Origin of the sequence: Pseudomonas sp. DR208 (assembly GCF_019823005.1) — a bacterium.
Taxonomy (GTDB): Bacteria; Pseudomonadota; Gammaproteobacteria; order Pseudomonadales; family Pseudomonadaceae; genus Aquipseudomonas; species Aquipseudomonas extremorientalis.
In genome coordinates, this window is sequence record NZ_CP081944.1 from 4,865,783 (window position 1) to 4,885,521 (window position 19,739).

A 19,739-nucleotide genomic window follows, 5' to 3' on the forward strand; every position below is an offset into this window, starting at 1 on the left:
TATTCCGCACAGGTAGCCAACGGCGGTTGCCCCTCCACGACAAAGACGTCGCACACCCGGTTTGCCCTCGCGAACCCGGTGGCGGCGTTTTTTCGTTTTGGCCTTCTTACAAGACTCCCAACCGTTGAGGTGCGTGATGAAATCAAGCTTCTGGAAATCCGGGCACACCCCGACCCTGTTTGCCGCGTTCCTGTATTTCGACCTGAGCTTCATGGTCTGGTACCTGCTAGGCCCACTGGCGGTACAGATTGCCGCCGACCTGCACCTGACCACCCAACAACGCGGGCTGGTGGTGGCGACACCGATCCTGGCGGGCGCGGTGCTGCGCTTCCTGATGGGCATGCTGGCGGACAAGCTGTCGCCCAAGACCGCCGGGGTGATCGGCCAGGTGATTGTGATCTGTGCCCTGTTCGGCGCCTGGAAACTGGGCATCCATAGCTACGAACAAGCGCTGCTGCTGGGACTGTTCCTCGGTATGGCCGGTGCATCCTTTGCTGTCGCGTTGCCGCTGGCCTCCCAATGGTACCCGGCCGAACACCAGGGCAAGGCCATGGGCATCGCCGGTGCGGGCAATTCAGGCACGGTGTTCGCCGCGTTGCTGGCGCCTGTGTTGGCGGCCGCGTTTGGCTGGAGCAACGTGTTCGGCTTCGCTCTGATTCCGCTGGTGCTGACGCTGATCGTGTTTGCCTGGCTGGCGCGCAATGCCCCTGAACGGCCAAAAGCCAAATCCATGGCCGACTACTTAAAGGCCCTGGGCGACCGTGACAGCTGGTGGTTCATGTTTTTCTACAGCGTGACCTTCGGCGGCTTTATCGGCCTGGCGAGCGCCCTGCCCGGTTACTTCAACGACCAGTACGGCCTGAGCCCGGTGACCGCGGGGTACTACACCGCCGCCTGCGTGTTCGGCGGCAGCCTGATGCGCCCACTGGGCGGTGCGCTGGCGGACCGCTTCGGCGGGATTCGTACGTTGCTGGGCATGTACAGCGTGGCAGCAATCTGCATCGCGGCGGTGGGTTTCAACCTGCCAAGCTCTTATGCGGCGCTGGCCCTGTTCGTCTGCACCATGCTTGGCCTGGGCGCCGGTAACGGTGCGGTGTTCCAACTGGTGCCGCAGCGTTTCCGCCGTGAGATCGGCGTGATGACCGGCCTGATCGGCATGGCCGGCGGCATTGGCGGTTTCGCCCTGGCAGCTGGCATGGGCGCGATCAAGCAAAGCACCGGCAGCTATCAGATGGCGCTGTGGCTGTTCGCGAGCCTGGGCGTATTGGCCTGGTTCGGCCTGCATGGCGTTAAACGTCGCTGGAGAACCACCTGGGGCTCGGCCGCCGTGACGGCTGCACGGGTCTGATGAGCCTGCAACTGAGCATCGCTCAGGCCAGTACCATCGGCCCTCGGGCGCAAAACCAGGACGCACTGCGGGTGGTGACACCCGTGGCCGAACTGGCGGCGAGCAAAGGCTACTTGTGCGCCATCGCCGATGGAGTGAGTCAGTGCGCCGACGGCGGCCTGGCCGCGCGCTCGACCTTGCAGGCGCTGGCCCTGGATTACTACGCCACGCCGCAGACCTGGAGCGTGGCCCAGGCCCTGGAACGCTTGCTGTCGGCCCAGAATCGCTGGCTGCAGGCCAATGGCGGTGGCCAGCCGTTGCTGACCACCCTGAGCGCCCTGGTGTTTCGCGGCCAGCGCTTCACCCTCGCGCATGTCGGCGATTGCCGGGCGTATCGCTGGTTGGATGGCGAATTGCAGCGCCTCAGTGAGGATCACGTATGGGAGCAGCCGGGCATGCAGCATGTGCTCAAGCGTGCCCTCGGCCTGGATCAACACCTGGTAGTGGATTTTCTCGACGGCCAGTTGCGCGAAGGCGAATGTTTCCTGCTGCTCAGTGACGGCGTGTGGGCAACCCTGGGTGATCACAGCATCCGTTCGATTCTGCGCGAGCAAACCGACCTGGATCTGGCGGTCAACACCCTGGTGAACGCCGCGCACCTGGCGGGTAGCCAGGACAATGCCAGCGCCCTGCTCGTGCGTATCGACACCCTCGGCGCGGCGACCCTCGGCGACGCCCTGGTGCAGTTGCAGCAATGGCCGCTGCCACCGCCGTTGAAAGCCGGGCAACACTTTGAAGGCTGGCAGGTGCAAAGCGTATTGGCGCAGAGCCGACAGTCGTTACTGTACCGGGTGCGGGATGCCCAGCAGCAACCCTGGCTTCTGAAAACCCTGCCGCTGAGCCGCGATGATGACAGCGATGCCGGCCAGGCCTTGCTCGCGGAAGAATGGTTTCTACGACGCGTCGCCGGCCGGGCGTTTCCTGAAGTCCATGCCGCCAGCGGACGCCAGCATCTGTACTACGTGATGCGGGACTACCCCGGCCAGACCCTGGCCGAACTGTTCCAGCAGCACGGCCCATTGCCCCTGGCGCAATGGCAGTCGATCGCCGAGCGCTTGCTGCGGGCGGTGGGCATGTTGCACCGGCGGCAGATCCTGCACCGCGATATCAAGCCGGAAAACCTGCTGCTGGGGGATGACGGCGAACTGCGTGTATTGGATTTCGGCCTGGCGTACTGCCCGGGCCTGTCGGAAGACCGCGTCCATGCATTGCCTGGCACACCAAGCTTTATCGCGCCCGAGGCGTTCAACGGCGACCGGCCTACGGCCCAACAGGATTTATACAGTGTCGGTGTCAGCCTGTATTACCTGCTGACCGGGCACTACCCCTACGGTGAAATCGAAGCCTTCCAACGGCCCCGGTTCAACCAGCCCTTCAGCGCCAGCCGCTACCGCCCCGATCTGCCGGATTGGCTACCCCTCAGCCTGGACCGGGCAGTGGCGGCCCAACCTGCGCATCGTTACGAAACCGCCGAAGAATGGTTGCGTGTGCTGGAACAGGCGGACCGGCAGGAACTGAGCATTCGCCCCAAGCCCTTGCTGGAGCGTGAACCCTTGAAGGTCTGGCGCACTCTGGGACTGCTGTCGATGTTGATCAATCTAGTGCTGTTGTACTCACTCTTTCACCGCTGACGTCATCCCTGGACGAGGAAAAATCCATGAACGCAAAAGTCTGGTTGGTGGGCGCGGGTCCCGGTGACCCGGAACTGTTGACCCTCAAGGCCGTACGCGCCCTGCGTGAGGCGCATGTGGTGCTGATCGATGACCTGGTCAACCCGGCGGTACTGGAACACTGCGTTGAAGCACGGGTGATCACCGTGGGTAAACGCGGTGGCTGTCGCTCGACACCGCAGGACTTTATCCATCGCCTGATGCTGCGCTATGCGCGCCAGGGCAAATGCGTGGTACGGCTCAAGGGCGGTGACCCGTGCATTTTCGGGCGCGGCGGTGAGGAAGCCATGTGGCTGCGTGAAAGGGGCGTCGAGGTAGAGTTGGTCAACGGGATTACGGCCGGGCTGGCGGGCGCGACAAATTGTGCGGTTCCGCTGACGCTGCGCGGAGTGAGTCGTGGTGTGACCCTGGTGACGGCGCATACCCAGGACGATAGTCGCCTGAATTGGCGAGCACTGGCCGAGGGCGGGACAACGCTGGTGGTGTACATGGGCGTGGCGAAGCTGGAGGAGATTCGCCAGCAATTGCTGGACGGCGGAATGGCGGCGGATATGCCGGTGGCGATGATCGAAAACGCATCGCTGCCCCAGCAACGGGAATGCCGCAGTGAGCTGTCACGAATGTATGCAGATGCGCAGGCATTTGCCTTGAAAAGCCCGGCCATCCTGGTAATTGGCCATGTCGCAGCCCCAGGGCAAGTCGCTTGCCTCGCTCAAACCGCCAGCGCCTGAGACAAATCACAGGCGAAAAAAAGCCCGGCCTAAGCCGTAATGCTGTTCACTTAAGCGGAGCAGCCTTACGGTCCACTGGGTACCGGGTTTTGGAAATCTTCACCGTCCTTGGCCTTCCTGGCCTTGGGCGGTGATCCAGAAACATTCCTCCTACTCCTCCCCTCAGCTCGCTTAGCCTCCTTCCTGTTGCTGATACCGGGTTCGCTGCTGCCATCACGATCAACTGTACCGCTATGTACTGGCAGGCTGGCTTGAACCGTATATCTGAAGGTGCGCGGCCGAATGCTACAGCGGCCTGGCTGGCCTCCCGACGAATAATGTTGTAAGCCAGCAAAAGCCCCCAGACCTCCTGATAAATCAGCTCGACCTTCTTACTGCGCAGCGTTACCGCGTTCTGTTGCATCGAGCTTTTGATATCCCTGAAGCCCAGCTCAATTTCCCACCGCTCCAGGTACAGCTCAGCTACAGCTGCTGTGTCATAGCCCTCGACAGGCAGAGAGGTAAGCAGCGACCTCACTTTCCCATGGCTTTCATAGCTAACTTCACGCACTTCCCAACTCAAGGGCAGCTCAGGATTTCGTTTGCGTGCCTGAGGAGAAACTTTCATCCGCACAAGACGATCATGCTCGCCGTAGCGCTCCACTTCCTCCATGACCAAATTCTTGCGAGCAGGTGTCAGCCAGTGTCGGTTCGCACCGCCGCCAACCACGCTTAGCAGTAGATCCGCGCCCCAGAAGCCTTTGTCGAACAAGGTGATTGAATTGTCTGGAATTTGCCCCAGAAACGTTTCGGCCAACCGCATTTCACTGCCCCGAAAAGGGCTGAGCTGCGCATCGAGGATGACATGCGAGCGGACATTCATCAGCGCAACGAGCCGCAGCATCGGAAACGGAGTCTGACGGTCGGTGCCGGTATTGCCGGAGCCAAAATGCTCTCTGAGCTCGGGTGAATCAGGGGTTCGCAGCAATGCACCGTCCACCGCGAAGACTTGTAGACCGTTCCAGTCATCTGCCTCATAGCGCTCGTTGCCCCAATGCTTACCGGTCTGACGGAACAGCGATTCGACGGGGTCAGCGCCTAGCCGTTTGCGAGCTTCAGTTACTCCGCTTCGAGCCAGCAACTGATCAGAAGCCAAGCCTTGCGCGCAGATATTCAAACGCCTGGCGACCTCGTGGACGGGCTCATCACGAAACAAAGCCATGCCCAGAACCAGCCAAAGAACTTGGTCACTCGGCAAGCGGCGCCGCCGTATGGTGGCTTGCACCGAGAGGTTCAGCGCACTCGCTACCCACTCGATTGGGATGTTCTGAGTGAAGGTGCTCAGGTCAGAAAAGTTGAAGAGATCGCCGAGGTCGAGCAACTGCTGCTGAATGGGCATAAAAAAATCCGATGCCAGGAGTCTGACATCGGATTCTCTATAAAGCCCGGCCGGGACTCAAATGCTTAAGTGAACAGCATTACGGCCTAAGCCGGGCTTTTTTCTACCACTCAGTAATTACTGAGCTTGAGCTTCAACCGACGCTTCTACGCGACGGTTAATAGCACGACCAGCTTCAGTTGCGTTGTCAGCAACTGGGCGGGACTCGCCGTAACCTACTGCGGTGATACGGCTAGGAGCAACGCCGTCTTTAACCAGGACTTGCTTAACAGCGTCAGCACGACGCTGGGACAGCTTCTGGTTGTAAGCGTCTGGACCTACGGAGTCAGTGTGACCAGCAACTTCTACGTTGGTAGCTGGGTACTGAGCCATGAAGTCGGCCAGGTTTTTCACGTCGCCGTAGCTGTTAGGCTTAACAACCGACTTGTCGAAGTCGAACTTGACGTCCAGCTCAACACGTACAACCTGAGCAACTGGAGCTTCTGGCTCTGGAGTTGGCTCTGGAGCTGGTGCTGGGGTAGGAGCTGGAGCAACTGCGCCAGCGTTACCGCCGAAGTTTACGCCCAGGCCGACCAGTGCGGAGTAGTCCCACTTGCCGTTGTCCAGACCGTAGTCAGCTTCAACACCGGCACGTGCGTACAGGTTGTTGGTGAAGTAGTACTTCACGCCAGTACCAACGGTAGCGAAAGTAGTCTGGTCGCGACCGCTGTGGCCGTCAGCCTGAACGTTGGTACGGCTCTGGTGACCGAAACCGCCTTCTACGTATGGACGCAGGCTGTCTACGCCAGCTTGACCGAAGTGATACTGGGCAACCAGGCTGCCGGTATCGCCTTTGATCTTCTGGTTACCAGTACCGTCGTTCGAACGGGTGTGGTTGGTCTTGTCGTAGGACAGGTTCAAGGACAGGTCGTCGGTCAGGAAGTAACCGATGCGAGCGCCAGGATTGAAGCCGTCTTCGATGTGCTTGACGCTATCGTTGTACTGCTTCTTGTAGAACAGCTCGCCTTCAACTGCGCCTTGGCCTTGTGCCAGAACGCCGAAAGAAGTAGCGGCAATAAGAGAACCAATGGCCAAGCCCAAGGTGTTTTTCAGTTTCATCCGTTAAATCCCCATCTGGTGATTGTAAAGCAGTCCCACAAACCGGGGGACAACTCGGCGACAAGTCTAACAGAACTTGCCTACACGTAAGAGATATTTGCCACGCACTAAGTTTCAGTCTCGCCCGCAAATTTCTCACGTAATTTATCAAGAGCACGCTTGTAACGCATTTTTGTAGCACTCAAACCCATGTGCATGATGTCAGCGATTTCCTGAAACTCCAGCTCTGCGACAAATCGTAGCACCAGAATTTCCCGGTCAATCGGGTTCACATACACCAACCAGCGATCAAGTCCGCCCTTCTCCTCGGGTGCCGGCGCCTTCTCTTCAGACGCCTCCTCAAGGGGGTCAAGACTCAAGGCGTCCATCAAGCGACGCTTTCGCCGTTCCTTCCGATACTGCGTGATGCACTCGTTGTACGTGATGCTGTACAGCCATGTCTTGAACTTCGATTTGCCTTCGAAGTTCTTCAGGCCGTACAACACCTTGAGCATCACTTCCTGACAGACATCATCCGCATCTCTATCGTTCCCCAAATACCTTGAACAAACGTTGAACAAAGTGCGTTGATATCTGCGCATCAATTCTTCGTACGCGCGAGTGACGTGAAACAGCTCCGTGTGCGAACGCGCGACCAGCTCCTCATCAGAGAGCTCACGGGGGTCATAGCGCGTGGACAGCGTTTGGGCTTTATTCAAAACAAGTCGTGCCGACAGTCAGGTCAATGTCCGCCACAGCCCGATCACCCAGGCTCGCGGCGGCGTACATTAGCAGGGTTTGCCGGGTTAGCGGCTATTGACCTGCTGCTCCAGGAGAATCCGGTTGGACAGCGACACCAGGTCGCCGTCATCGGTCAGCACCGTCGTCTTGACCGTGCCGATCTCCTCGATTTGCCCTTCAACCTCGCCCACACGCACCTGTTGGCCCACCTGGTACAACTCACGCACATAGATTCCCGCAAGAATCTGACCGGCAATTTCCCGGCTTCCCAAGCCCATGGCCAGCGCAACGGCCAGACCAACGGTAATCAAAACGATCACAATCACGTGGTTGAGCAGGTCAGTCTTGACCTCCAACTGGCTGATCGCGACCGAAATACTGATGATAATCACCAAGCCCTGGGCAATCCGCCCCAGGCCAGCAGCATAGTCCAAACCCACGCCTTCGGCGGCGCCGCGCACCAGCCCATTGGCCAGTTGCGCCAGCAAAACACCTACCAGCAGCACCAGCGCGCCGCCGAAAACCTTCGGCAAGTACAGCGCCAGCATGTCGAGCGTAGCTGAAACTCGCTCAAGTCCAAGGGATTGAGCCGCAGAAACCAGGAAAATCAGCAAAACAAACCAATAAACGATCTTGCCGATCAATGTCGAGATCGGTACCTGCAGCCCGGCACGCCCCAACAGTTTGGTCAGACCGGTGCCTGCCATCAGGCGGTCGAGGCCCAGTTTCGCGAGCAGTTTGGACAGCAGGGTGTCGAGCAGCTTGGCCACGACAAAGCCCAGCAACACCAGCACCAGGGCACCAAACAGGTTGGGAATGAAATTCGCCACCTTGGTCCACAATGCGGTCATCGCGGTGACCAGGCTCTGGGTCCAGAGATCAAGTTCCATATTCAATCAGCCTTATCAGCAGTGCGAGCAAGAGGTTTACCACGGGAAACCGGTGAGACATGGGCCGAACCGTTGTTCAGGGCCATCATCAACGCCGGCACCCAGCGCCCGAGCAGACCGAACAGATCACCCGCGCCCACCTGACGGTTGGCGGTTTTCAGCACGCGGCCCAGGCAGGCATCGTCGTCGCGGTTGGACGGCGAGGCATTGAGCATGTCACGCAAAGACTGTTCGAACGGATCGTGCATAAGGACCTCTCGCAAGTGATTTAAAAGACGAGGGTAAATTTCTTGGGGTCACATAGGACCCTTCCTACGTTCAGGTCATATTCAGGTCAAACCCAGCGCAATCGTCGAAAAAGCCACCATTGTCCAAGCGCCACCGAGACCATCAACAGGCACGCAATCATGAATCCATAGGGGCTGGCAGAGAACGGAATCCCACCCACATTGATACCCAGCAGGCCGGTGAGAAAACTCATCGGCAGGAAGATTCCGGTGATGATCCCGAAGCGGTACATGGTGCGGTTCATGCGCACGCTCAAACGCCGGTCTTCGGCCTCCAGCACAAGCCCCACGCGCTCTCGGGTCAATTCAAGCTCTTCCAGATAACGGGTGAGGCTGTTGTTCAATTCGTTCCAATAGTCGGCATCGTCGTCACAGAACCACGGCAGTTTGATGCGCGTGAGCTGGGCGAAAATATCCCGCTGCGGCGCGAGGAATCGCTTCAGCCCGGCTGCCCGTCGACGGATCTGCAAGACGCTGCCATGTTCCGGGGTATACCGTTCGTCGGTATCGAGTTTTTCTTCCTCTACGTCGACGATTTCAGACAGGTCACTGACCAGATCCTGCACTTTATTAGTCAGGTACTGAGCCATATAAAGGATGAGTTCAGAGGCCGTCTTAGGCCCCTTGCCATCCGCCAGCTGCACCAGCAACTCATCCGTGGCGCGCAACGGGCGCAACCGCAGGGAAATCACACGGTTGGCCGCGGCGAAAATCCGCACCGAAACCATGTCCTCCGGCTCGGCACCGGGGTTGAGGTTGACCCCACGCAAGAACAGCAGCAATTGCGAGTCCGGCAACGGCAACAGGCGCGGGCGGGTGTTCTCCTCCAGCAAGAGGTCACAGGCGAACTCGCTCAAGCCACTGGATTTGCGCAGCCAGGTCTGGGTCTGTGGATGACTGCGATCCCAATGCAGCCACACGCTTTCCTGGGACTGCAGTTGCAAGTCGTCGAGCTCTGTCCGGGCAATCGAACGCGCACCGCCTTTACCGTCCAGCACCAGGGCATGCACCAGCCCCCATTGCGCGTTTTCTTCCTCGAACATCCTCACCCCGTCGCTTACAGCAGTTTATTCAGGCATTTTCAGTGGGCTGGGCGACACAATCACGCCGTTATTGTCGGCGTAGATGTACTCACCCGGGCGGAACGTCACGCCTGCAAAGGTGACCACCACGTTCAGATCGCCAATACCACGCTTGTCGGTCTTCATCGGGTGACTGGCCAGGGCCTGCACGCCAAGGTCGGTCTGGGCGATGACATCCACATCACGAATGCAGCCGTAGATCACCAGCCCTTCCCAGCCGTTTTTGGCAGCCTTTTCGGCGATCATGTCGCCCAGCAGCGCACGGCGCAGGGATCCTCCACCGTCGACCACCAGCACCTTGCCAGCACCAGGCTGGTCGGCTTGTTCCTTGACCAGGGAGTTATCTTCGAAGCATTTGATGGTGACAATCTCACCGCCGAAGGAGTCTCGGCCGCCGAAGTTGCTGAACATCGGTTCGAGCACCTGCACCAGCTCCGGGTAGGCGTCGCACAGGTCGGGGGTCACATAATGGTTCATTGAACAATTCCTTTCCGTCAAAGAGGTGTCTTTCGAAAGAAGCGCCAGCCCAAGCAGGTGCGAAACATCCCATCCACTTCGTCGCAACGCAATAGCCACTGCGCGACTGAATATGACCAGAAGCGTTTAATGCGTCATATCTTAGCCGCAACCACACACGAGTGAAACGCCCTTGGCAGAGCCCTGCCCTCAAACAGTGGCCAACACCTCGGGCTGCACGCCGAACAATGGGGCGAGCGGGTCCTTCAGCCATTGCGCCACCAGTGGCCACACTTCAGCCTGTGCGGCTTTGCTGACGAGCATTTCAACGTGCCCGAAATCCTCGGTAAACCCTTGCTGACGGCCGAGGCACAAGTATTGACGGTGCTCGGAACCGACCTGCTCGAACAGCTTGCGACAGGCCCAGTCGGGGTCCTGACGATCGCCGGCAGCACTGACCGACAGCAACGGCACATCGACCTCCGCCAGGCCTTTCCACCAGTCGTTCTTGCCTTCGCCAAAGCGGCCAAACAGGCCATTCCAGCGCATGGCTTCGATCATCACGCCTGCCGGCTCGTCCTCCGGGCCACGCTTGAGGCGCGAGCCGGAGACTTCGCCGAAGCGTTTCAAGAGCAAGCGCCCCGTCCATTCCACCGGTGGCAGCTTCAACGGCCAGTGGGTGCGGCTGACCTGGCAGCCAAACAATGCCACCGAAGCCACGGCTGGCGCGCCAAGGTGCCGCCCGCCAAGCGCCGCCGCCAGACTGGTGCCACCCAGGGAATGACCGATCCAGTGAGGAACCTGCCCGCTTTGCTCGCGCACGAACGCGCCAATGGCCGGCAAGTCGTAGCGCGCATAGTCAGCGACGCGGTTGCGTGCGTAGTCATGATTGCGCTTGGACAAACCATGACCACGCATTTCCGGGATCCACACATCAAATCCCTGGCGTGCCAGGTAAGCGCCCAGGCCGATGCCTTTGGGCGAATACCAGAAGCGGCGATTGGAAAAACTGCCATGCAATAAAATAACCGCAATGCCCCGGTTTTCCGGGACATCGGCCAGGCCCAAACGGGTAACTGCCAGCTCGACGGTGCCGTCGGGGCTGTTACCGGGCTTGAGGCGGTACACGTCTTCACTCAGGTCGCCACGACGTTCAGCGCTGATCAGGGCGACGGGAAACAGGTTGCTGCTGCTTTGCATAATGCTCTTGCACAAAAAAGGGCGGCGTCCGGAAGGAGTTCCGCCCTGCACAGATAAGAATGCCGGTCACCCTCATCGGGTGACCGGCACTTTTGACATGACGATCTTAGGCGGACGCCTGGCCTTCCGCCAGGAAGAACCAGGTTTCCAACACGGAATCGGGGTTCAACGAGACGCTTTCGATGCCCTGTTCCATCAGCCATTTGGCCAGGTCAGGGTGGTCGGAAGGACCTTGGCCGCAGATGCCGATGTACTTGCCAGCCTTGTTACAGGCCTGGATGGCGTTGGCCAGCAGCTTCTTGACCGCAGGATTTCGCTCGTCGAACAGATGGGCGATGATTCCGGAGTCGCGGTCCAGGCCCAGGGTCAGCTGGGTCAGGTCGTTGGAACCGATGGAGAAACCGTCGAAGAACTCGAGGAACTCTTCGGCCAGGATGGCGTTGGACGGCAATTCGCACATCATGATCACGCGCAGGCCGTTTTCGCCACGGGACAGGCCGTTTTCTGCCAGCAGGTCGACCACTTGGCTCGCTTCGCCCAAGGTGCGCACGAACGGCACCATGATCTCGACGTTGGTCAGGCCCATTTCGTTGCGCACGCGCTTGAGGGCGCGGCATTCGAGCTCGAAGCAGTCACGGAACGCTTCGCTGATATAACGCGAGGCGCCACGGAAGCCCAGCATCGGGTTTTCTTCTTCCGGTTCGTAGAGCTTGCCGCCGATCAGGTTGGCGTATTCGTTGGACTTGAAGTCCGACAGGCGCACGATGACCTTTTTCGGGTAGAACGCCGCCGCCAGGGTGCTGATGCCTTCCACCAGCTTCTCGACGTAGAAGCCAACAGGGTCGTTGTAGCCGGCGATGCGCTTGTCGACGCTTTCCTTGATCTCCAGCGGCAGGCCGTCGTAGTTCAACAGGGCCTTGGGGTGCACGCCGATCATACGGTTGATGATGAACTCCAGGCGGGCCAGGCCCACACCGGCGTTCGGCAACTGTGCGAAGTCGAAGGCACGGTCCGGGTTGCCGACGTTCATCATGATCTTGAACGGCAGGTCCGGCATGGCGTCGATGGAGTTCTGCTTGATGTCGAAGCCCAGTTCACCTTCGAAGATGAAGCCGGTATCGCCTTCGGCGCAGGACACGGTCACGCCCTGGCCGTCTTTGAGCAGCTGGGTGGCGTTGCCACAACCGACTACCGCAGGAATCCCCAGCTCACGGGCGATGATCGCCGCGTGGCAGGTACGCCCGCCACGGTTGGTGACGATGGCGCTGGCGCGCTTCATTACCGGTTCCCAGTCCGGGTCGGTCATGTCGGAGACCAGTACATCGCCTGGCTGGACTTTGTCCATTTCGGACACGTCCTTGATGATCCGCACCTTGCCGGCGCCGATGCGTTGGCCGATGGCACGGCCTTCCACCAGTACGGTGCCGGTTTCTTTGAGCAGGTAGCGTTCCATGACATTGGCCGAGGTGCGGCTTTTCACGGTTTCCGGACGGGCCTGCACGATGTACAGCTTGCCGTCGTCACCGTCCTTGGCCCACTCGATGTCCATCGGGCACTTGTAGTGCTTTTCGATGATCATCGCTTGTTTGGCCAGCTCGCTGACTTCAGCGTCGGTCAGGCAGAAACGCGCACGTTCGGCCTTGTCGACTTCAACGGTTTTCACGGAACGACCGGCCTTGGCCTCGTCGCCGTAGATCATCTTGATGGCCTTGCTGCCCAGGTTACGGCGCAGGATGGCCGGGCGACCCGCTTCGAGGGTGCCCTTGTGTACGTAGAATTCGTCGGGGTTGACCGCGCCCTGTACGACGGTTTCACCCAGGCCGTAGGCGCCGGTGATGAACACCACGTCACGGAAGCCCGATTCGGTATCGAGGGTGAACATTACGCCGGCCGTGCCGGTTTCCGAACGCACCATGCGCTGTACACCGGCAGACAAGGCCACCAGCTTGTGGTCGAAACCCTGGTGAACACGGTAGGAAATGGCGCGATCGTTGAACAGCGAGGCGAACACTTCCTTGGCGGCGCGGATGACGTTTTCCACGCCGCGGATGTTCAGGAAGGTCTCTTGCTGGCCGGCGAAGGAAGCGTCTGGCAAGTCTTCGGCGGTAGCCGAGGAACGCACGGCGACAGCCATGTCCGGGTTGCCGGCTGAGAGGGTGGCGAAGGCGGTACGGATCTCTTCGTTGAGCTTCTCGGGGAACTCGGCTTCCATGATCCATTGGCGGATCTGGGCACCGGTCTTGGCCAGGGCGTTGACGTCATCGACATCCAGGGCGTCCAGCGCGGCGTGGATCTGAGCGTTGAGGCCGCTCAGTTCGAGGAAATCGCGGTAAGCCTGGGCCGTGGTGGCGAAACCACCGGGCACCGACACGCCAGCGCCTGCAAGATTACTGATCATCTCGCCGAGGGATGCGTTCTTGCCCCCTACGTGCTCTACATCATGGACGCCGAGCTTATCGAGGGAAACTACGTACTCTACCAAGGTGATCTCTCCACTTTCTGTGTTGGAAAAGCTCAGGACGCCGGCTGCTCAATAGGAGCTGTCGCCCGCGCTTGTGGCCTGGACCTGGAAAATAAGTGAGAATGCGGCCCACCGCGGGACGGCAAAATCGCGCCTATCATATCCAAGATTCGCCATCAGCTTAAGGCCCAGGGCTCAAATGAAACGATCTGCTTTCTTTATCTCCGACGGCACCGGCATCACAGCCGAAACACTGGGCCAGAGCCTGCTCGCGCAGTTCGAAAACATTACCTTCGCCAAATTCACGCGGCCGTACATCGACAGCGTGGATAAAGCGCGGGCCATGGTACAACAAATCAATCTGGCGGCTGAAAAAGACGGTTTTCGGCCGATCATTTTCGACACCATCGTCAATCAAGACATCCGTGAGATTCTCGCAACGTCGAATGGTTTCATGATCGATATTTTCTCGACCTTCCTGGCGCCATTGGAGCAGGAGTTGAGCGAACACTCCTCGTATTCGGTCGGAAAGTCCCATTCCATTGGGCATAACTCCAACTACATGGAGCGTATCGAGGCGGTGAACTTCGCCCTCGACAACGACGACGGCGCCCGTACCCATTACTACGACAAGGCTGACCTGATCCTGGTGGGCGTGTCGCGCTGCGGCAAAACGCCCACCTGTCTGTACATGGCCATGCAATTCGGCATCCGTGCGGCCAACTACCCGCTGACTGAAGACGACATGGAGCACCTGACGCTCCCGGCGGCCCTGCGCGCGCATTCGCACAAGCTGTTCGGGCTGACCATCGACCCGGACCGGCTGACGGCGATCCGCAATGAGCGCAAGCCCAACAGTCGCTATTCGAGCTATGCCCAGTGTGAGTTCGAAGTGCGCGAGGTAGAAAATCTGTTCCGTCGCGAGAATATTGCGCACATCAATTCCACGCATTTTTCGGTGGAAGAGATTTCGGCGAAGATTCTGGTGGAGAAAGGCGTGGAGCGGCGCTTCAAATAACGCCTTGAGACGCTGTTGCACCGTGGCGAGCGGGCTCGCCACAACAAACCCTGCTACAACTGGAAGCGTCCCCCGCCCTGCCCCAGCGCCGTGGCCAGCGCATCAAACCCCGCCCGCAATAACTGATCATCCCCAGACGTATTGCAGATACTCGCCCGGATAAACTGCGGCACCGCCGTCTGCCCTACGGCAAACGCCTCGGCGGTGGCGATCAGGTAATTGTTCTGCTTGAGCTCGGCCTCGATCTCCGACGCCCGCCACGGCTCCGGCACTTCTATCCAGAAGTGCGGACTGTTGAGGTGAGTGCGGTACTCCAGGCCCGTCAGCAGGTCGCGGACCAGGGCCTTGCGGCGGCTGATCTCGTTGATCTGCTGGCGCAGCAGGTATTCCGCCGTGCCGTTCTCGATCCACTGGGTCGCCAGCTCGAGGGTGACGGGGGTAGCCATCCAGCAGGTCGAACGCAGGGCCGCCGAAATACGGCTGACCAGCGCGGGCGGCGCATGCACATAGCCCACACGCAGCCCGGCGGATACCGCCTTGCTCAGGCTGCTGATCAGAATCGTACGCTCAGGGGCGAAATGGCTGAGGGGCGGCGGCCGATCCTCCACCAGTACGCCGTGGGCTTCGTCCTCAAGAATCAGCAGATTGTGTTCGCGACAGACTTTGACCAACGCTTCGCGACGCGCCACCGAGAGCACAGCGGTGGTGGGGTTCTGGATGGTCGGCGTGCAGTACAGCGCTGAAATCCGGTGATTACGACAGACTTCGTCCAGCGCGCTCGGCAGCACACCTTCCTCGTCCATCTCCAGCCCGATCAAGCGAATACCGAGCATGCGGGCGGCAGTGATCAGGCCGGGGTATGTGAGTTGCTCAGTCACGACGGTATCGCCGGCCCGTAACAGCGCCATCATCGAGCAGAGCAAGCCATGCTGGCCGCCGTTGACGCAGATCACCTGCTCGGGGATCGGATGAAAATCGCGCTGCACCAGCCATTGCGCCCCCGCTTCACGGTAGCGCGGCAAGCCGGCATCCGGTGTGTAGGCACTGATGTCCTGGAGGAACTTGGCGTTGGTCGACAGGGTTTGGAAGCTCTGGGCCAGGAAGACTGTCTCCTGCCCCGGGATATGCATATTCCGGCTCATGTCGAAGTATTGGCGCGGTTCTTCACTGAAGTTGCGAAAGCCTTCATCGCGCTGGCGCTCCATCCCACGCTTGCGCACGAACGTGCCGTCACCGACCCGCGCCACCACCAGCCCCAGGCGTTCCAGTTCGCCATAGGCGCGGCTGATGGTGCCGATCGTGACGCCAAGATTGTCGGAAAGCACCCGGTGGGGCGGCAGTTTTCTTCCTGGCTCAATCAAGCCTTCAAGGATGCCCCGTTCCATGACATCGGACAGGCGCTTGTACTTCACGCCCTGACCGTTGGACAACCCCTCACGCATAATTGACACCATGTCAATATTTGTTTTGACAGCCATCTTTCGCCCTAATAGTGTGCTTTTACGGGTTCAATCGCCGAATTTTACAACTCATTACAAGCTCAATATAGAGTTCAATTCCGGCTCAGGGAAGCAATAAACGATGTCAATGTCCGCCGTTCTCGAAAACACCGCCAAGACCAAACCCCAAAAACAGTGGCTGGCCGGGCTGATCACCAGTGTGATGTTCCTGATCGTATGCCTGAGCTGGGGCACCACCTGGCTGGGCATCAAGATTGCCGTGGAGAGCGTGCCGCCGCTCACCTCCGCCGGCCTGCGCTTCCTCATCGCCTTCCCGCTGTTCCTGTGCTTTGCCATGGTGCGCCGCGAGCCGGTCCTGTTTCCCCGCGAGAGCCGCTGGTTCTTCGTGTTCGTGACCCTGTCCTACTTCAGCGTGCCCTACTACCTGCTCAACTACGGCGAGATGCATGTTTCGTCCGGCCTTACCGCACTGCTGTTCAGTTGCATGCCGGTGTTCATCCTGATTTTCTCCGCGCTGTTCCTGCGCGAACGCATCTACTTTTCCCAGGTGGTCGGCATCGGTATCGGCTTCGGCAGCCTCTACATGATCATCAAGAGCCAGGGCCTGCACCTGGACCACGCCGAGTTCTTCGGGGTGCTGGCGATTCTGACCGCCGCGATCATGCATGCCTTGTGCTACGTCATCACCAAGCAGAAGGGCAGCGCCATCAGCGTAATCACCTACAACACGCTGCCCATCGGTATTGCCGGGCTGATGCTGTTCGTCGCCGGGCTGTGGTTTGAAGCGCCGACCTTCGAAGCCATCACCCTGCGGTCATGGGGTGCGCTGTTCTACCTGGGACTGGTGGCCTCGGTGGGTGGGTTCATCGTGTACTTCATGCTGCTCAAGCGCTTGAGCCCGATCATCCTGTCGTTCGTGTTCATCATCTTCCCGGTGTTCGCGGTGATCATCGGCGCCTGGTACGAAGGCGTGTCGATTTCCCGCGACCTGATGCTGTACTCGGCCATCCTGCTGGCCGGCTTTGCGATCACCAAGCTGCCGGTTGAAAAACTCCTGGCCAAGAAAAATTGACCCTCCTACCACCATGCGAGAGAAACATGGACGTCCTCCGCCCCGAAGCCCTGGAACAGATCTACGCACACGCCAGCCGCAGCTACCCCGAGGAGTGCTGTGGTTTTGTCTTCGCCGACGGCAGCGTGTACCTGGGCAGCAATATCCAGAACGAGTTGCACGGCAAGAACCCCGAAATGTACCCGCGCAGCGCCGCCAACGGCTACACCTTCTCGGTGGCCGACACCCTGCTGCTGAGCAAGGCGTTTCGCAGCAACAACCCAGTGGTGGTGATCTACCACTCCCACCCGGATGTCGGCGCCTATTTCAGCGACGAAGACGAGGACAAGGCGCTGTTCATGGGCGAACCGATCTACCCCGTCAGCTACCTGGTGGTGGACGTTCGCCAGGGCCAGTCCCTGGGTTCCAAGCTGTTTGCCTGGGATGGCAAACATTTCGCCCTTCAACCTTTCAACGACCTGCACACGGAGTTGTCCATGAACGCTGTCTCTTTCCCCGACATTCTGGTTCGCGTGGCCAAGCTGCCGGAATCGACCCTCGAGGGCGCCGGAACGACATTGCGCGAAGTCATTGAAAACCTCTGCACCAGCCACCCGCAGTTGCGTGCGCACCTGTTCCACGAGAAGAACAACCAGCTCAAGGAACACTTTCTGTTTACCGCCGAGGAAGAACTGGTCGGCGCCGACGATCCGCTTCCGGAAAAAGCCCGGATCGAAGTACTGCTCGCCACCTCGGGCGGTATGGATGTCGATGCCCTCAGCAATGAAGAAGTGCAACGCTACGTGCGCCATATCACCCTGCCCGGCGTCGGCCGCGAAGGCCAGTTGAACCTCAAGAAAGCCAAGGTGTTGATCATCGGCACCGGTGGCCTTGGCTCACCGATCAGCCTGTACCTGGCAGCAGCCGGCGTCGGCACCCTGGGGCTGGTGGACTTCGATGTGGTGGAAAGCAGCAACCTGCAACGCCAGATCGTGCATGGCAACAGCACCCTCGGCATGCCCAAGGTCGAGTCCGCCAAGCAACGTCTGCAAGACCTCAACCGCCATATCCAGATCAACGCCCACGACACCGCCCTGAACGCCGATAACGCCCTGGAACTGGTGGGCGCCTATGACCTGGTGATCGACGGCACCGACAATTTCGACACCCGCTACCTGGTCAACGACGCCTGCGTGCAGTTGGGCAAGCCTTTGGTATACGGCGCCATCTACCGTTTCGACGGGCAGATCAGCGTACTCAACTATAAAGGTGGCCCCTGCTACCGCTGCCTGTTCCCCAGCGCGCCGCCCGCCGAACTGGCGCCCAATTGCAGCGCCGGTGGCGTGATCGGCGTGTTGCCCGGTGTGGTCGGGATGATCCAGGCCACCGAGGCCATCAAGCTGTTGATCGGCATCGGTGAACCGCTGTCCGGCCGCTTGATGCGCTTCGATGCGCTGGCAATGAAGTTCAGCGAGATCCGCTTCAAGCGGCGGGCCGACTGCCCGTGCTGCTCCGAACTGCGCCATAGCGAAAGCGTGGCGCCGGCTGTCTGTGCGGACGCTGTGCCCAGCCAGCCGTCCCTGGCCGAAGAGCGCTACATAAAGCCCCGTGTACTCAAGCAATTGCTCGAACACCCGCGCAGCGTCGATGTGTTGCTGGACGTGCGTGATGCCAGCGAACTGGAGGTGTGCAAATTGCCAGGTGTGGTGCATATCCCCCTGGCCGAACTGGACAATCAGCTCGACCGCCTCAGCCGGGACAACACCCACTACCTGATCTGCTACGCCGGCACCCGCGCCGAGCAAGCCGCCAGCACCTTGCTGGCGGCGGGTTTCGCCAATACCAAAGTCCTTCAGGGCGGCATGAAGCATTGGGTTCGCGACGTCGAACCTGACATGCCCTTGTATTGAGCCGAGGACTGAATGATGTTGCACAACTCCATTCTCGAGGTCATCGGCCAAACGCCGATCGTGCGCCTGGCGCAGTTCTCTGAAGACCTCGGCATCGAGGTCTATGCCAAGCTCGAATCCCTCAACCCGGGCGGCAGCCACAAGGCGCGCATCGCCCTGGGCATGATCCTCGACGCCGAACGCCGGGGCGTGCTGATCCGTGACTCCGGGCAAACCATCATCGAGCCCAGCGGCGGCAATACCGGTATCGGCCTGGTCATGGCCGGCAATGTGCTGGGCTACAAGGTCGTGCTGGTGATCCCCGACAACTACAGCCCCGAAAAACAGAAGCTGCTGCGCCTGTACGGGGCCAAGGTGGTGCTGTCGGACAGCCGCCTGGGCAACAACTCCCATGGCGAAAAGTGCATGGAGCTGCAGTTGGAAAACCCCAGCTACGTGATGCTCAATCAGCAGCGCAACGGCGCCAACCCGCAGACCCATCGCGACACCACCGCACCGGAAATCCTGCGTGCGTTCGGCGAGCGTCGCGCTGACTACTTTGTCAGCGGGATCGGCACAGGCGGGCATATCACAGGCATCGGAGAAACCCTCAAAGCCGCCTGGCCGGGGCTGCGTGTCATGGGGGTGGAACCGGAAGAATGCGACCTGCTGAAAAACCAGCATGCGCCGCACCATATCCAGGGCCTGTCGATCGGCCTGATCCCGAGCATCCTCAACCTGGACGTGATCGACGGCATGCTCAAGGTCTCGCGCCAGGACTGCATCGACATGATGAAACGCATCATGCGCACCGACGCCATCAGCCTGGGCTTGTCCTCGGCCGCCAACATGGTGGCTGTCGCCCAACTCGCCCCGGAACTGCCACCCGAAACGGTGGTGCTGACCATGGTCTACGACAATGCCGACAGCTACCTGCCCAGTTTCGAATAAGCGCTCTTCC

17 protein-coding genes are annotated in these 19,739 nt (G+C 59.9%); 7 read left to right on the forward strand and 10 right to left on the reverse strand.

What is annotated here, in order from left to right; all coding sequences use genetic code 11:
- The first annotated feature begins 136 nt into the window (after positions 1–136).
- The 3 genes from K5K89_RS21790 to cobA are packed head-to-tail and all read left to right on the forward strand — an operon-like array spanning position 137 to position 3,788.
- Entirely contained in the window at positions 137–1,348 is a 1,212-nt protein-coding gene (locus K5K89_RS21790; RefSeq protein ID WP_222540249.1) for a nitrate/nitrite transporter, read from the forward strand.
- Positions 1,348–3,018, forward strand: a complete 1,671-nt coding sequence (locus K5K89_RS21795; protein WP_071491403.1) for a bifunctional protein-serine/threonine kinase/phosphatase — start codon at positions 1,348–1,350, stop codon at positions 3,016–3,018. Before K5K89_RS21790 ends, K5K89_RS21795 begins: the two co-directional genes overlap by 1 nt.
- A gap of 26 nt (positions 3,019–3,044) precedes the next feature.
- Positions 3,045–3,788: a uroporphyrinogen-III C-methyltransferase gene (cobA, locus tag K5K89_RS21800; RefSeq protein WP_222540250.1), complete on the forward strand. Its 744-nt coding sequence runs from the start codon at positions 3,045–3,047 to the stop codon at positions 3,786–3,788.
- A gap of 46 nt (positions 3,789–3,834) precedes the next feature.
- On the opposite strand, the gene K5K89_RS21805 is transcribed toward cobA, so the two are convergent.
- From K5K89_RS21805 to ppsA, 9 genes are all read right to left on the reverse strand, one after another.
- Positions 3,835–5,166 (reverse strand): IS4 family transposase, encoded by a 1,332-nt coding sequence (locus tag K5K89_RS21805; protein WP_371914400.1) that lies wholly within the window; start codon positions 5,164–5,166, stop codon positions 3,835–3,837.
- A gap of 117 nt (positions 5,167–5,283) precedes the next feature.
- Positions 5,284–6,264 (reverse strand): OmpA family protein, encoded by a 981-nt coding sequence (locus K5K89_RS21810; protein WP_222540251.1) that lies wholly within the window; start codon positions 6,262–6,264, stop codon positions 5,284–5,286.
- 107 nt (positions 6,265–6,371) lie between these two features.
- Positions 6,372–6,962: an RNA polymerase sigma factor SigX gene (gene sigX, locus K5K89_RS21815; protein WP_010208495.1), complete on the reverse strand. Its 591-nt coding sequence runs from the start codon at positions 6,960–6,962 to the stop codon at positions 6,372–6,374.
- Positions 6,963–7,049: 87 nt separating this feature from the next.
- Positions 7,050–7,874, reverse strand: coding sequence for a mechanosensitive ion channel family protein (locus K5K89_RS21820; RefSeq protein ID WP_071491406.1), 825 nt, complete (start codon positions 7,872–7,874; stop codon positions 7,050–7,052).
- A 2-nt stretch (positions 7,875–7,876) separates the two neighbouring features.
- Positions 7,877–8,122, reverse strand: a complete 246-nt coding sequence (locus K5K89_RS21825) for a hypothetical protein (protein ID WP_003230316.1) — start codon at positions 8,120–8,122, stop codon at positions 7,877–7,879.
- Positions 8,123–8,208: 86 nt separating this feature from the next.
- Positions 8,209–9,204 (reverse strand): zinc transporter ZntB, encoded by a 996-nt coding sequence (locus K5K89_RS21830; RefSeq protein ID WP_222540252.1) that lies wholly within the window; start codon positions 9,202–9,204, stop codon positions 8,209–8,211.
- Between the two features lie 24 nt (positions 9,205–9,228).
- On the reverse strand, positions 9,229–9,720 hold the full coding sequence (gene rraA, locus K5K89_RS21835) for a ribonuclease E activity regulator RraA (protein WP_058427377.1): 492 nt from the start codon (positions 9,718–9,720) through the stop codon (positions 9,229–9,231).
- Positions 9,721–9,909: 189 nt separating this feature from the next.
- Positions 9,910–10,899 (reverse strand): alpha/beta fold hydrolase, encoded by a 990-nt coding sequence (locus tag K5K89_RS21840; protein WP_071491408.1) that lies wholly within the window; start codon positions 10,897–10,899, stop codon positions 9,910–9,912.
- Between the two features lie 106 nt (positions 10,900–11,005).
- Positions 11,006–13,381 (reverse strand): phosphoenolpyruvate synthase, encoded by a 2,376-nt coding sequence (gene ppsA, locus K5K89_RS21845; protein WP_071491409.1) that lies wholly within the window; start codon positions 13,379–13,381, stop codon positions 11,006–11,008.
- Positions 13,382–13,559: 178 nt separating this feature from the next.
- Between ppsA and K5K89_RS21850 the strand changes: the two genes are divergently transcribed.
- On the forward strand, positions 13,560–14,378 hold the full coding sequence (locus K5K89_RS21850) for a pyruvate, water dikinase regulatory protein (RefSeq protein ID WP_003193298.1): 819 nt from the start codon (positions 13,560–13,562) through the stop codon (positions 14,376–14,378).
- A gap of 53 nt (positions 14,379–14,431) precedes the next feature.
- Here the strand turns inward: K5K89_RS21850 and K5K89_RS21855 are convergent, their stop codons facing one another.
- Entirely contained in the window at positions 14,432–15,856 is a 1,425-nt protein-coding gene (locus K5K89_RS21855) for a PLP-dependent aminotransferase family protein (protein ID WP_071491410.1), read from the reverse strand.
- Between the two features lie 160 nt (positions 15,857–16,016).
- Here K5K89_RS21855 and K5K89_RS21860 point away from each other — a divergent pair, with 160 nt between their 5' ends.
- From K5K89_RS21860 to K5K89_RS21870, 3 genes are read left to right on the forward strand one after another with little or no spacing between them, the layout of a single operon-like run.
- On the forward strand, positions 16,017–16,910 hold the full coding sequence (locus K5K89_RS21860; protein WP_162276406.1) for a DMT family transporter: 894 nt from the start codon (positions 16,017–16,019) through the stop codon (positions 16,908–16,910).
- Between the two features lie 26 nt (positions 16,911–16,936).
- Complete coding sequence (gene moeB / locus K5K89_RS21865; protein WP_222540253.1) at positions 16,937–18,799, forward strand: molybdopterin-synthase adenylyltransferase MoeB; 1,863 nt, start codon at positions 16,937–16,939, stop codon at positions 18,797–18,799.
- Positions 18,800–18,814: 15 nt separating this feature from the next.
- Positions 18,815–19,729 (forward strand): PLP-dependent cysteine synthase family protein, encoded by a 915-nt coding sequence (locus tag K5K89_RS21870; RefSeq protein WP_071491545.1) that lies wholly within the window; start codon positions 18,815–18,817, stop codon positions 19,727–19,729.
- The last annotated feature ends 10 nt before the right edge of the window (positions 19,730–19,739 follow it).

What these genes read in the sequence shown, in the direction of transcription:
- K5K89_RS21805 (WP_371914400.1), bottom strand. Translation starts at nt 5,166, where the DNA reads ATGCCCATTCAGCAGCAGTTGCTCGACCTCGGCGATCTCTTCAACTTT.
- moeB (WP_222540253.1), top strand. Translation starts at nt 16,937, where the DNA reads ATGGACGTCCTCCGCCCCGAAGCCCTGGAACAGATCTACGCACACGCC.
- K5K89_RS21840 (WP_071491408.1), bottom strand. Translation starts at nt 10,899, where the DNA reads ATGCAAAGCAGCAGCAACCTGTTTCCCGTCGCCCTGATCAGCGCTGAA.
- K5K89_RS21795 (WP_071491403.1), top strand. Translation starts at nt 1,348, where the DNA reads ATGAGCCTGCAACTGAGCATCGCTCAGGCCAGTACCATCGGCCCTCGG.
- K5K89_RS21830 (WP_222540252.1), bottom strand. Translation starts at nt 9,204, where the DNA reads ATGTTCGAGGAAGAAAACGCGCAATGGGGGCTGGTGCATGCCCTGGTG.
- K5K89_RS21855 (WP_071491410.1), bottom strand. Translation starts at nt 15,856, where the DNA reads ATGGCTGTCAAAACAAATATTGACATGGTGTCAATTATGCGTGAGGGG.
- K5K89_RS21850 (WP_003193298.1), top strand. Translation starts at nt 13,560, where the DNA reads ATGAAACGATCTGCTTTCTTTATCTCCGACGGCACCGGCATCACAGCC.
- rraA (WP_058427377.1), bottom strand. Translation starts at nt 9,720, where the DNA reads ATGAACCATTATGTGACCCCCGACCTGTGCGACGCCTACCCGGAGCTG.
- K5K89_RS21810 (WP_222540251.1), bottom strand. Translation starts at nt 6,264, where the DNA reads ATGAAACTGAAAAACACCTTGGGCTTGGCCATTGGTTCTCTTATTGCC.
- K5K89_RS21870 (WP_071491545.1), top strand. Translation starts at nt 18,815, where the DNA reads ATGTTGCACAACTCCATTCTCGAGGTCATCGGCCAAACGCCGATCGTG.
- K5K89_RS21825 (WP_003230316.1), bottom strand. Translation starts at nt 8,122, where the DNA reads ATGCACGATCCGTTCGAACAGTCTTTGCGTGACATGCTCAATGCCTCG.
- K5K89_RS21790 (WP_222540249.1), top strand. Translation starts at nt 137, where the DNA reads ATGAAATCAAGCTTCTGGAAATCCGGGCACACCCCGACCCTGTTTGCC.
- K5K89_RS21820 (WP_071491406.1), bottom strand. Translation starts at nt 7,874, where the DNA reads ATGGAACTTGATCTCTGGACCCAGAGCCTGGTCACCGCGATGACCGCA.
- cobA (WP_222540250.1), top strand. Translation starts at nt 3,045, where the DNA reads ATGAACGCAAAAGTCTGGTTGGTGGGCGCGGGTCCCGGTGACCCGGAA.